At 56.1% G+C, this 12,265-nt stretch carries 14 protein-coding genes; 7 read left to right on the forward strand and 7 right to left on the reverse strand.

Features of this window, described 5'->3' with window-relative positions; translation table 11 throughout:
- Positions 1-71: 71 nt before the first annotated feature.
- From PLUT_RS10950 to PLUT_RS10975, 6 genes are all read left to right on the forward strand, one after another.
- A complete protein-coding gene (locus PLUT_RS10950; protein WP_011358832.1) occupies positions 72-584 on the forward strand; it encodes an NYN domain-containing protein in 513 nt (170 codons plus the stop codon).
- Positions 585-626: 42 nt separating this feature from the next.
- Entirely contained in the window at positions 627-956 is a 330-nt protein-coding gene (locus tag PLUT_RS10955) for a chorismate mutase (RefSeq protein WP_011358833.1), read from the forward strand.
- A 14-nt stretch (positions 957-970) separates the two neighbouring features.
- Positions 971-1,993 carry an endolytic transglycosylase MltG gene (mltG, locus tag PLUT_RS10960; RefSeq protein WP_011358834.1) on the forward strand — a complete coding sequence of 341 codons (1,023 nt, stop codon included), beginning with the start codon at positions 971-973 and terminating at the stop codon, positions 1,991-1,993.
- A 107-nt stretch (positions 1,994-2,100) separates the two neighbouring features.
- The gene (locus PLUT_RS10965) at positions 2,101-3,294 is read left to right on the forward strand and encodes a phosphoglycerate kinase (RefSeq protein WP_011358835.1); all 1,194 of its coding nucleotides are present in this window, start codon (positions 2,101-2,103) and stop codon (positions 3,292-3,294) included.
- 61 nt (positions 3,295-3,355) lie between these two features.
- A complete protein-coding gene (locus tag PLUT_RS10970; protein ID WP_041463948.1) occupies positions 3,356-4,171 on the forward strand; it encodes a rhomboid family intramembrane serine protease in 816 nt (271 codons plus the stop codon).
- A 29-nt stretch (positions 4,172-4,200) separates the two neighbouring features.
- Positions 4,201-4,635 (forward strand): YkvA family protein, encoded by a 435-nt coding sequence (locus PLUT_RS10975; RefSeq protein ID WP_011358837.1) that lies wholly within the window; start codon positions 4,201-4,203, stop codon positions 4,633-4,635.
- An 8-nt stretch (positions 4,636-4,643) separates the two neighbouring features.
- On the opposite strand, the gene rlmD is transcribed toward PLUT_RS10975, so the two are convergent.
- The 7 genes from rlmD to rpmH form a co-directional block, all read right to left on the reverse strand.
- Positions 4,644-6,074 carry a 23S rRNA (uracil(1939)-C(5))-methyltransferase RlmD gene (gene rlmD, locus PLUT_RS10980; RefSeq protein ID WP_011358838.1) on the reverse strand — a complete coding sequence of 477 codons (1,431 nt, stop codon included), beginning with the start codon at positions 6,072-6,074 and terminating at the stop codon, positions 4,644-4,646.
- Between the two features lie 12 nt (positions 6,075-6,086).
- Positions 6,087-7,022: an ROK family protein gene (locus PLUT_RS10985; protein WP_011358839.1), complete on the reverse strand. Its 936-nt coding sequence runs from the start codon at positions 7,020-7,022 to the stop codon at positions 6,087-6,089.
- A complete protein-coding gene (locus PLUT_RS10990) occupies positions 7,009-7,608 on the reverse strand; it encodes a phosphatase PAP2 family protein (protein ID WP_011358840.1) in 600 nt (199 codons plus the stop codon). Before PLUT_RS10990 ends, PLUT_RS10985 begins: the two co-directional genes overlap by 14 nt.
- Positions 7,609-7,620: 12 nt before the next feature.
- Positions 7,621-9,378, reverse strand: a complete 1,758-nt coding sequence (gene yidC, locus PLUT_RS10995; protein ID WP_011358841.1) for a membrane protein insertase YidC — start codon at positions 9,376-9,378, stop codon at positions 7,621-7,623.
- Positions 9,379-9,385: 7 nt separating this feature from the next.
- The gene (gene yidD, locus PLUT_RS11625; RefSeq protein WP_011358842.1) at positions 9,386-9,646 is read right to left on the reverse strand and encodes a membrane protein insertion efficiency factor YidD; all 261 of its coding nucleotides are present in this window, start codon (positions 9,644-9,646) and stop codon (positions 9,386-9,388) included.
- A 61-nt stretch (positions 9,647-9,707) separates the two neighbouring features.
- The gene (locus tag PLUT_RS11000; RefSeq protein ID WP_081423702.1) at positions 9,708-10,118 is read right to left on the reverse strand and encodes a ribonuclease P protein component; all 411 of its coding nucleotides are present in this window, start codon (positions 10,116-10,118) and stop codon (positions 9,708-9,710) included.
- A 52-nt stretch (positions 10,119-10,170) separates the two neighbouring features.
- Complete coding sequence (rpmH, locus tag PLUT_RS11005; RefSeq protein ID WP_011358844.1) at positions 10,171-10,332, reverse strand: 50S ribosomal protein L34; 162 nt, start codon at positions 10,330-10,332, stop codon at positions 10,171-10,173.
- Between the two features lie 463 nt (positions 10,333-10,795).
- Between rpmH and dnaA the strand changes: the two genes are divergently transcribed.
- Positions 10,796-12,265 carry a chromosomal replication initiator protein DnaA gene (gene dnaA / locus PLUT_RS11010; protein WP_011358845.1) on the forward strand — a complete coding sequence of 490 codons (1,470 nt, stop codon included), beginning with the start codon at positions 10,796-10,798 and terminating at the stop codon, positions 12,263-12,265.

The following is a 12,265-nucleotide window of genomic DNA, read 5'->3' on the forward strand; positions in this document are numbered from 1 at the left end:
CTCAAATGTATAAAAAAGGATGCACTAAAAAAATATTCCCTTATTATAATGGGATACATGAACCTCCACATATGTCACACCGACAGAAAGAGACCGTCGTGGACGGCTACAATCTCATCCACCACCTGTTCCGCCCCGCAGCGGGCGCGTCCTTCGAGCCGCTTCGAAGGCGCCTTGAGTCGCTGCTCACCGGGTATCGCAGGACTCGGAAAACACCCGTCACCGTGGTCTACGACGGGGATGGACGCTACCGGGACCACGATGAGACGGGGGAGGTACACATCGTATACACCGCACGCAGGAAAAGTGCAGACCGGTGGATCATTGAATACGCAAAATCGTTGAACACGTCGGCAAAAATCCTTACTATTGTAAGTTCGGACAACGAGGTCCGAAGGTACTCCGCGGCATTCGGAGCCGAGTGCATGAGCTCCGCCGACTTCGCATCGATGCTCCAGCCGGGAGGCACAGGAGATAAGCCCTCGGGGGAATCCGGCTTGAACCGGAGGAAGTTTTCAGCAAACCCCCTCCCTGAAAGGGAGGTGGATGGGTGGATGCGGCTGTTCGGAGGGAACGATGCCTGACCCCGACCCTGAAGACGCTCACCATTAACCGACTGAACACCTATGACGACCGACACCCCCTCCGGCCATGAAGCAGAGTGGCAGGAACTTGACCAATGGCGGAAAAAAATAGACTTGATTGACTGTGAACTCACAGCCCTCCTGGGTGAGAGACTGGACTGCGCTGAAAAAATCAGTGCACTGAAGTCCGTGATGGGCGCAGAGGTACTGCAGCCCGAGCGCGAAAAAGAGGTGCTCCACAACGTGCTCGAACGGGCCGGTACGGAGGAGAAATCACGCACCCTTGCAAACATCTACCGCTGCATCCTCGAAGAGTCCCGCCTCTTCCAGCATGCCTGGAAAAACAGGGCAGGAAACACACACAAAGACTGAGCGGGCCACCCCAGATGACACCAAAAACGCTCCCGGCCAAAGGCTCCGGAAAGACTGCCATTCTTGCCGCCACACTGATTGGCCTTGCGGCGCTGGCCTTTTCGATCGTCCCCGGCCTGAACACCTCCGGCGAGACTACCCGCATAGCAGTCCACCGCGGCGCATCCTTCTCCGCCATCGTCGACAGCCTCCACCGGGCGGGCAGCATCCGGCTCCGCTGGCCGGTGACCCTTACAGGTCGCATCATCCCCCGCCTGCACAACATCAAGCCCGGACGCTACACCATTCCGCCGGGGCTGTCGAGCTACCGCCTGCTCGGCTACCTGCACGGCAGCAGTCAGGACGAGGTGCGGGTCACCATTCCCGAAGGGCTTGACCTGAAGAAAACAGCGCGCATCATCTCCCGCCACCTCGATATCGATTCGGCTGCGTTCATAGCAGCCGCTTCCGACCGCAGGCTCCTCGATAAACACGGCATCAAGGCGAGCAACGCGGAAGGCTACCTGTTCCCCGGCACCTACAACTTCGCATGGGCCAGCAGCCCTGAAGAGGCTGCAGGTTTCCTTGTCAAACAATGCATGGCGTTCTGCACCGACAGCCTCACGGCGGTTGCCGCCCAACAGGGACTCAGCCAAACCGCTCTATTGACGCTCGCTTCCATCGTCGAGGCCGAAACCCCCCTTGACAGCGAAAAACCCCTGGTGGCAAGCGTCTACCTGAACCGCCTGAAAAAAGGGATGCGCCTGCAGGCCGACCCCACCGTACAGTTCGCCATCGGCGGAGAGGGCCGCCGCCTTTACTACAAGGATCTGGAAATCGACTCCCCCTACAACACCTACCGGCGGAGGGGGCTCCCGCCTGGGCCGGTATGCAGCCCCGGCGCCGCATCCATTCTGGCCGCCCTTAACCCCGCAAGGACCAACTACCTCTACTTCGTTGCAACCGGCAGAGGCGGCCATTATTTTTCCGCCACCCTCAGCGCCCATGCGCTGAATGTCAGGAAATACCGCAACGCCCGCAGCAGGGCCTTAAAGTAAACGGGGGAACGGATAACAGGCGCCTCTTATTTCAGTTCCAGATGATTATATTGCCTGTACAATGAACGGGCTAACGGTTTTTGTTTTTTCAACCAATCCAGAGAGCAATGCAGAAAAAGACCTTGTCGGACATAACCATCCAAGGCAAACGGGTACTGATGCGCGTAGATTTCAACGTTCCCCTTGACGGCAACGGAGAAATCACCGACGACAAAAGGATCGTCGAAGCCCTTCCCTCAATCAGGAAGGTGCTGGACAACGGAGGACGCCTCATCCTGATGTCACACCTTGGCAGGCCGAAAGGAAAGGTCAACCCGGACTTCTCTCTGACCCCCGTAGCATTGCGTCTTTCCGAGCTCATCGACACTCCCGTCATCATGGCAGGCGACTGCATAGGCACCGAAGTGATGCAGCAGGCTCTGGCGCTGCAGGACGGCGAAGTCCTCCTGCTTGAGAACCTCCGCTTCCATCCTGAGGAAGAGGCCAATGATCCGGAGTTCTCCAGAGAACTCGCCTCGCTTGGTGAAATCTATGTGAACGATGCATTCGGCACGGCCCACCGTGCGCATGCCTCGACCGAAGGCATCACCCACTTCGTGCAGACCGCTGTTGCCGGCTACCTGATTGAAAAAGAGCTGATGTACCTCGGCAAAGCGCTGCAGAGCCCTGAACGCCCGTTCGTTGCCATCCTCGGCGGATCAAAGATCTCCGGGAAAATCGACGTCATCGACAACCTCTTCAGCAAGGTAGACACTGTGCTCGTCGGCGGCGCCATGGTATTCACCTTCTTCAAGGCTCAAGGCTTGGAAACCGGCCGCTCCCTTGTGGAGGACAACAAGACGGAACTTGCGCTCGAACTGCTAGCAAAGGCGAAAAGCATGGGCGTCAGGCTCATCCTGCCTGAAGACGTGATGGCCGCACCCGAAATCTCACCCGATGCTCCATTTCATGCAGTGTCGGTCGACCAGCTTGCCGAAAACGAGATGGGAGTCGATATCGGCCCTAAAACAGCCGAGACTTACCGCAAGGAGATCCTCGGAGCCAAAACCGTACTCTGGAACGGACCGATGGGAGTCTTTGAAATCGACAACTTCGCCGGCGGCACCATCGCCGTAGCCGAAGCGCTCGCCGCTGCCACCGCTAAGGGGGCAACCACCATCATCGGCGGGGGCGATTCTGCTGCCGCCGTCGCCAAGGCCGGACTTGCCGACAAAATGACCCACATCTCAACCGGAGGCGGCGCGAGTCTCGAGTTCCTTGAGGGCAAGGAGCTCCCCGGCATCGCAGCCCTGAACGGCTGACACACCCCTTTCCAGAGAACGCCCCCGCCCGTCCTGCGGCGGGGACGGCAAACCCTTGCTCATGAGCTATTCCAACCAACCATATCGTCCCGGAGGGTTCCAGGTGATCCCTCCGGCGATCAAGGCGATCATTCTCATCAACGTGGGGGTATTCCTCCTGGAATCCTTTCCGGCATTCGGCAATGTGCTTCTCTCCGAGCTCGCACTCTGGCCGATCAGCTCGGGAAACTTCAGGATATGGCAGCCACTGACCTACCTGTTCCTCCACGGCGGAACGGCCCACATCTTCTTCAACATGTTCGCCCTCTGGATCTTCGGAGCTGAAATTGAAAACCACTGGGGCACGAAGCAGTTCAACGTCTACTACTTCACCTGTGGCATCGGAGCCGCCCTCATCAATCTCTTTGCAACCATGGGCTCGACCTATCCGACCATCGGAGCATCGGGAGCGGTCTACGGGATCCTGCTCGCTTTCGGGATGATGTTTCCCGACCGCTACATCTTCCTCTATTTCCTCTTTCCCATCAAGGCGAAGTTCTTTGTCGCAGGGTACGCTTTCATCGAATTCTTCTCCGGGCTCGGAAGCCGCACCATGGGCAGCGGAAGCAACGTCGCACATTTCGCACACCTCGGAGGCATGCTGATCGGATGGATCTACATCACCCTGAAACGGCGTGACTTCAACCTTTCAGGGATGCTTGAAAAAATCCGGCCCCGAAAGAAAGAAGGGGGCGCTAGAATCCACAGCATCAGCAGGAATGATGACGTGGTGACGGAGGCGGAAATCGATCGGATCCTTGAGAAGATTTCGCAGAGCGGCTACAGCTCGCTCAGTGCAGATGAACGCCATAAACTGCTCAAAGCGGGCAGGAAGTAGGGTCTGTGGAAGACAACAGGGAGGACACAATGGAGACACCTTTGTTTGAAAAGAGCACGAGCCGAGCCGAGCGGGTAATGCAGAATCCGGGCAGGGTGCAGAAGCTCATCGCCTCGGTCATCAGAAAATCCGCGTCGCTGAAAAGCACGGCGATGGTACCAGGACTTCTGGAAAAGATCCAGCCGCTTGTCCGCATGGTGAAAAGCTATGCATCGAAAGAGTACCGCGAGGTTCCATGGCAGACCATCGTCCTTTCGGCAGCCGCACTCATTTACTTCGTCGCCCCCTTCGATGCCATTGCAGACTTCATCCCCATCCTCGGCTTTGCCGATGACCTTGCCATCGTATCGGCCGTTCTGGCCTCCATCAGCCAGGATGTCGACTCTTTCACCGCATGGGAGAAGAAGAAGCGCGAGGTGGCTGAGCACGCCGAATTCACAGAAATCGACAACGGGCAGCAGTAACCCCCGCCTCAGTCCCGAACGAAACAGGCCACGCTTTCGATATGTGCCGTGTGGGGAAACATGTCCACCGGCTCCACCGACTCAAGCCGGTAACCCGCCGCCGCTATCTCTTTGCCGTCCCGTCCGAGACTTGCCGGATTGCAGCTGACATAGATGATCCTTCGAGCCTCCAGCTGCACCATAGCCTGAAGTGCTTTCGGGTGCATGCCGGCCCTTGGCGGATCGGTCACAACTACATCCGGCCGGCCGTAGGAGTCGAGCGTAGGAAGGAGGGTCCCGAAATCCTTCAGGTCTGCCTGAAAGAAGACCGCATTGCGGATGCTGTTGAATTCTGCATTTGCTCTGGCGTCCTGAATAGAGCTCTCAACAACCTCGAGTCCTACCGCCATCCTGCAGTGTCGGGCCATGAAGAGGGTAATGGTGCCGGTACCGCAGTAGAGATCGTAGACGGTATCCTCCGCCTTGAGTCCGGCCGCCCTGAGTATGCAGGCGTAGAGAGCCTCGGCCTGACGGGTGTTGGTCTGGAAGAACGAGTTGGCCGATATCCTGAAATCAAGCTCCCCCAGCCGCTCGGTGATGACGCCGCTGCCTGAAACGATGTACTCATGCTCACCGACGGCCACGGTATTCGGGCGGCTGGTGACGTTGTTGACAATGGTCATCCGGACGCCCTCCATCCCCGACTCCAGGTGGAGGCGGTATCGCTCCATGAGATCCCTGTCATACCATGAGGTCACAATGTTCACCATCAGCTCCTCCCGCTCTTCGCTGTAACGCACAACGAGGTTCCGGAGAAACCCGGTATGCTCTTTGGCCCCGTATGCCGCCAAAGTGTTCAGGAGTGCGAACTCGCGCGTCAGGTTGAGCACCCTGTTCATTCCATCCGTGGCGAGGAAACACCTGTCGATATCAATCACTTTCTCGAAATTGCCGGGAGCATGGAAACCCAGTGCGAAGTTCTTCGGCGCCTGCAGCCTGTCTGCGGCGATCTCCTCATGCAGAAGGTAGCGCTTGCTTGAGCAGGAGAACTCAATCTTGTTGCGGTAGTGGACCGATGAGGGTGCCGGGTGGGCCGGTGTGAGCGGAGGATCCTCGAAGCCCCCGAGGTGCGCGAGGGCGTCCCGGACCTTCTTCTCTTTATAACGGAGCTGGGCCTCATAGCTGACATGCATCAGCTTGCATCCCCCGCAGACACCGAAAAAACGGCAGGGGGGGGCGGTCCGGTCCACTGAGGGCTCAAGCACCTCCACGGCGACCGCCTCGATGTATCGCTGGCGGACTTTTCGGATCTCGGCCGAAACCCGGTCGCCGATGGCGAGCATACCCGATACCATCACCCCCATGCCGGACGGCAGCCTGCCGAAGCACTGCTCCTTTTCAGCCAGATCGGTGATGGTGAGTTCAATGATGTCCCCTTTCCTGTATGTCGTGTCCGCCATGCCGAAATGCCCCTATGGTTGAATGTTTCTATATGCTTTCGCCGTGAGAGCCGCTCCGATCACCCCGGCACTGTCACCGAGCTCCGGCCGGAGAATCGGGATTTCGAGCCGGCCGCTGAACAGGTGCCTCTCAATTTCCAGCAGCGCCGCCTCAGAATACAGCGCGTCGATGTTGCCGACCCCGCCGCCGATGACGCAGGCATCGGGATCGAGGATATTGAGGACAGGGCCGAGCGCCCTGCCGAACTGCTGCAGGAGACGCCCGATGGTCTGCCTGGCCGCCAGGTCGGAAGATGGCCTGCGCGCAATCTCCTCCAATGGAAGCTCCACGCCGGAGAGCCCGTAATACCAGCGCTCGAGGGCGGGACCGGAAATGACCGTCTCCACGCATCCCCTGCGCCCGCAATAGCATGGGTCTCCATCCGGGATGAGCACATTATGCCCCCACTCGCCGGCAATGCCATGCGCACCTTTTCTTGCCATCCCTCCGGCGACGATGCCGCCGCCGGTTCCTGTGCCGAGGATGATTCCGAAGACGCACGAGGAGGATGACTGCATGAAGGGGGCTGCAGCTCCGTGAAGCGATTCGGCAAGCGCGAAACAGTTCGCGTCGTTCTCGATTGCCACCCTGCAGCCGAGCACCTCGTTGAGATCCGCCGGAAGATCACGGCCGTTCAGCGAAACCGTGTTGGAATTCTTCATGGCGCGTGAACCCTCATCGTACCGGCCCGGCGTTCCAATACCGATGAGGTCGGGAACGGGCAGGCCAAGACGGCCTGAGACGCGATCGAGAAGCTCACGGACACACAGGAGGATATGCTCGTAACCGCGATCCGCCTCCGTCGGAATCCGCATGCGGATCAGCTCCTCCATCTCCGGCCCGATGACAGTCGCTTCGATTTTGGTACCGCCGAGATCGATACCCCAGTACTGTTCAGGCGGCTCCATGACCTCCGCCTTCCGCACATGGGCGGTGCACGAAATTCTTCATAACCCAGCTGAACACCAGATAGGCAATCGACGCCCATAGGGCACCGATCATCATGCCTGCAAGCACGTCACCGGGGTAGTGGACACCAACATAGATGCGCGAAAAAGCGACCAGTACGGCATAAGCAATGGTAATCGCCGTGAACACCCGTTCGATGAGGGGGCCCCGGCGGAAGAAAATCCAGACCGTCGTGGCGACGGCCGACATGTTGGCGGCATGGGAGGAGGCGAAAGACCATGAATGTGACTGGTCGATGAGCAACCGGACATTCTCGAGTGCGAAACAGGGACGCACCCGCTCCACGAGAGGCTTGAGCACCCCTGATGCGGTATAGTCCGACATGCCGACAGCCACAAGCGCCAGAAGCAGCGGGAACAGCCCGTTCCGGCCCCGCTGCACCAGCATAAACAAGACGATGAGGGCGAGGATGTGGCCGGAAAGTTTTCCGCTCGTCAGGAAAACCATCAGGTCGTCCAGCGAGGGATTGGCCAGCCGGCTGTTCAGTACCCCGAACAGCCACCGGTCGGCTTGTTCAATCAGCAAGATCGGTCTCCCTTACTTTCCGCTGCCCGATTTTTTCTTTTTTGGGCGGGACGGCGCGCTGATGCTCACCTGGGGGAGGTCGGCGGCCGAACTTGTGGAATTGATGTAGAACTGCTGGGCAACGCTGAACACGTTGAACATCAGGTAGTAAAGCGCCAGACCCGAGGGCATGTTGTTGAAAAACAGCAGCATCATGGCCGGGAACATGTACAGCATGATCTTCATCTGGTCGTTTGACTGCGCGGTCGGGGTGATCTTCTGTTGAAGAAAGACGGTCACCGCCATAAGGATCGGCAGCAGCGCGATGTGGCTGCCGTACATCGGGATGGTGAAGCCGAAATCAAGGATGGAATCGGGCACCGAAAGATCCTTCACCCAGAGGAAGCCGTGCTGTCGAAGCTGAATCGAAGAACGGAACACATAGAACATGGCAAAAAGAAGCGGCATCTGCAGCACAACCGGCAGACATCCGCCGAGCGGGTTCACGCCGGCCTCCTTGTAGATGCGGCCGAGTTCGCTCTGCAATTTTGCGGGGTTGTCCTTATACTTGTCCTGAAGCTCCTTCAGCATCGGCTGGAGAGCCGCCATCTTCTTCATCGACTTGGTGGAGGCTGTCGAGAGCGGATAGGTCACCAGCTTGATGAGGAAGGCGAAGATGATGATGATCAACCCGTAGTTGCTCACGAACCTGTTCATCCAGGTGAAGGCAGGCAGAATGACAAACTCGGCGAACGGTCTGGTGAGCCAGTCCCACCCGAAATCCATGATCTTTTCGATATCCGCATGCTGTGCCTTGACGGTGTTGTAGTCAAGCGGCCCCAGATAGAGACTGAATCGGCTGTCGACCACCTCTTCTGAGGCAGGCACCTCCATTTTCAGCGAGGCGAGATAGTTTTCATAGGCGTTGCCGCGTTCCTTCTGGCCATCGAGATAGAAACCGGCCGTCCTGTCTTCGGGAATGAGCGCAGCAATGAAATACTTGTTGCGAACCGCAACCCAGCGGGCATCACCCGACTGTTCCTCACGGTATGAACGGCCATCCTTTTCGGCGTCAAGCTTCACGAGGCTTCCGCCAAGGTAAGCGCTGGCCTGGGCGCTTCGCGCCTCATCGTCACGATTCTTTTCCGTATAGGGGAGACCACCATCCCACTGCACCTGATACTCATTGCCGGCAAGAGATCCGGAAAGACCTGTCAACTTCACATCGTAACCGATGCGGTAACTGTCGCCAGTGAAGGTATAGGAGACCTCGATCGACTGCCGGGGTGAAAGCGCTAAGCGGTAACTGAGAGCGTAAGTCTCTTTGCCCTTGATGGTATGGAGGGTATCGAGGCTTGAGCCGGCAAAGTAGAGGTCACGGGTATCGATGCGGCGTCCCTCGCGGGTTAAAAAGAGCATGGAGAGTGCCCCGTTCTTGGCATCACTCACGAGGTCGAACGGCTTGAGGTTGCCGTCAAGGTGTTTTTTGAGCACCAACGACTTCAGGGTAGCACCTTTCGAAGAAACAACCGCATGGAAAAGGTCATTATCGATGACTGTCAGACGTTCCGTGCCGGAAGCGGCGGGAGCGAACATCCCGAAGGAGTCTTCCGTGGCGGGCACTGCTGCCGGCTGCATATCCGAATTGATTTCGGCGGCAACCTGCTCCGTACGGGCTTTTCCCGCATCGGTCACCTGCTGCAGCGGTTTTTTCTCCGGCGACATGAACTGCAGCCATACGATCATGATCAAGGCGATGAGCGCCAATCCCGTTACTGAATTCCTATCCATGGATTTTCTAGTCCTCTTTTTTTCCCGGAACGCCGTCATGAGGGGGAACGGGGTCGAAGCCGCCCTTTGAAAACGGGTTGCATCTGAGAATGCGCCACAAACTCAGCCAGGATGCCTTGAAAAAATTATGGGTTTCAAACGCCTCCAGGGCGTATGCCGAACAAGTAGGATAAAAACGGCAGGACGGGGGGAACATCGGGGAGAGAATTGCCCTGTAGAATTTTATGAGCGCTAGAGGCGCCTTGTTGACAACCTTCCAGATGACCATATCTCCACTTCCGTTATCATATCCTTCTCTATGCTCTCATCCATACCATACCGGGAATCATTCAGGAAAATCTTATCTGGCTCACCAGGACCCTGAACTCCCGCCTGAAATCATCGAGGGCTGGAATCTCCCCTCCTCGTCTTGTATAAAGCAAAACCATGTCTACAGGCCCGGGCACGGCCGAAAGGAAGGTCTCCCTCATCCGCTGAGCAAGAAACGGCTTCTCCAGACGGTACGCCTCCCGCATCATCCTTTTGGCGCGGTTGCGCCTGACGGCCGAGGGCAGCGTTTTCTTGCTGACGGCGAACATGACGGAGGGGAAAACTGACTCCGGCCCTTCTGCCGGAGAACGGTACGCAATCCGCAGGAAATCACCTTTAAGGCTTTTCCCGTTGGTGAAGAGCAGCGATATCACTGCTCTCTTCCTCACTATCTCATGCCGTGGCAGAGCGTGGATATGCGTTTTTGACAATACCTGAAAAAGCAGTTATGCATCCATGCCGGACTGCCGGCGAAAAGATGTGTTATTTGCCTGCCGTTCCCATCTCGCTGCTGACCGACAGAGAATGACGGCCCTTGGCTCTTCTTGCCGAAAGGATCTTACGGCCGTTCTTGGTCGACATGCGCAGCCTGAAGCCGTGCTTGTTCCTTCTTTTCCTGTTGCTGGGCTGAAATGTTCTCTTCATCTCGAATGGCTCCTCACCGTGTTGTAGGGATAAACTGTCAAAATATCAAAATTACAGGGCGCGTAATTTAGCATAATGCGCATTCATTAACAAATCCGGTTCAGCATTAATTATGACCTTTCAGGGCGATCCGCCTTCTCGAGAGAGCCCGAAACGCACCGCATTGAGCTGAACCTGAAATGTTGACAACTTGTGGATAAAAAAATCCGACCGGCCCCAGCGCCGCATACTTCGGCGCGAAGGCGCTGTCAACAGATGTTGATAACTTTTCCATAATAATCTGTAAGCTAATATTTTGAAAAGACTTATTATGTTGATAACTCTGTTGAATAAACGCATTGAATGAGGGCGTTTTTTCCGTGGGCGAATTCTTTTTTCTCTCCCTAAAACTGTAACTTGCTGTCAGTCAGATGTTGATGGACCACGATAGAGGCCCGTCCCCCCTTCATAACTCCCGTTTTCCATGCTTTACGCAGATACCATGACCCTTCCGGAGAAGCAGGACACCCGACACCGGAACAATGATTCTATTGAGCAAAAGGTATGGAGCTCCTGCCTTGATGCAATACGGGAACATATCAATCCGCTTGCCTTCCAGACCTGGTTTTCCCCCATACGTCCACTGGACTACTCGGGAAACCAACTGACAATCCAGGTGCCCAGCACCTTTTTTTATGAATGGATCGAAGAGCATTACTCCCAGTTCCTCAAAGAGGCGCTCCGGGATGTGATCGGACCCGAAGCCCGGCTGATGTATTCCATCGTCATGGACAAGTCGCAGGGACAGCCTGTCACCATGCAGCTCCCTCCCCAGAACGTTCAGGCAGAAAAGAAAGCAGAAATTTTCCAAAAAGACGGTGGAAAGGCAGACAGGGCGTTTGAACGCGATGTTGAGAGATTCGAAACACACCTGAACTCCAAATACACTTTCGATACCCTCATCAGGGGAGACTGCAACTCTCTGGCCTTTGCTGCAGCGAAATCCGTTGCCCAGAACCCCGGCCAGAATGCCTTCAATCCCCTTGTCATTTACGGGGGGGTGGGGCTAGGCAAGACGCATATCATGCAGGCTATCGGCAATACGGTCAGAGAGAGCCGTGACGCCTCGAAAGTACTCTATGTCTCCAGCGAGAAATTCGCGATCGACTTCGTCAATGCAATCCAGAACGGCAAGATCCAGGAGTTCTCATCGTTCTACCGCAACATCGACGTCCTCATCATCGATGACATCCAGTTTTTTTCCGGCAAGGAAAAGACACAGGAAGAGATATTCCATATATTCAATACGCTCCACCAGTCGAATAAACAGATCATCCTGTCTGCCGACCGTCCCATAAAGGACATCAAAGGGATCGAGGACCGGCTTATTTCACGCTTCAACTGGGGCCTGTCGGCTGATATTCAGCCCCCGGACTATGAAACCCGGAAAGCCATCATCCTCAGCAAGCTGCATCAGAGCGGTGTGAACTTTGATGAGAACGTCATCGAGTTCATTGCCAACAATGTCACCGACAACGTCCGGGAACTTGAAGGGTGCATCGTGAAACTGCTTGCCGCACAGTCCCTCGACAAGCGGGAGATCGATCTGCAGTTCACAAAGTCGACCCTGAAGGACATTATCCGTCACACGACCAAGCAACTTAACCTCGATACGATCGAAAAAGCTGTTTGCGAGTACTTCTCCATCACCTCAAACGATCTCAAAGGGAAATCGAAAAAGAAGGAGATCTCTGTAGGAAGACAGATTGCAATGTATCTTTCAAAACAGATGACGGATTCTTCATTGAAAACGATAGGACTGCATTTCGGAGGACGCGATCACTCGACGGTCATCCATGCCATCAATACCATTGCCAAAAAAGTGGATTCAGGCGGGGAAGACCGTGGTAAAATCGATGAAATACGCAGGAGAATCGAGATAATATCAATGTAA

The organism is Pelodictyon luteolum DSM 273 (assembly GCF_000012485.1).
Taxonomy (GTDB): domain Bacteria; phylum Bacteroidota; class Chlorobiia; order Chlorobiales; family Chlorobiaceae; genus Chlorobium; species Chlorobium luteolum.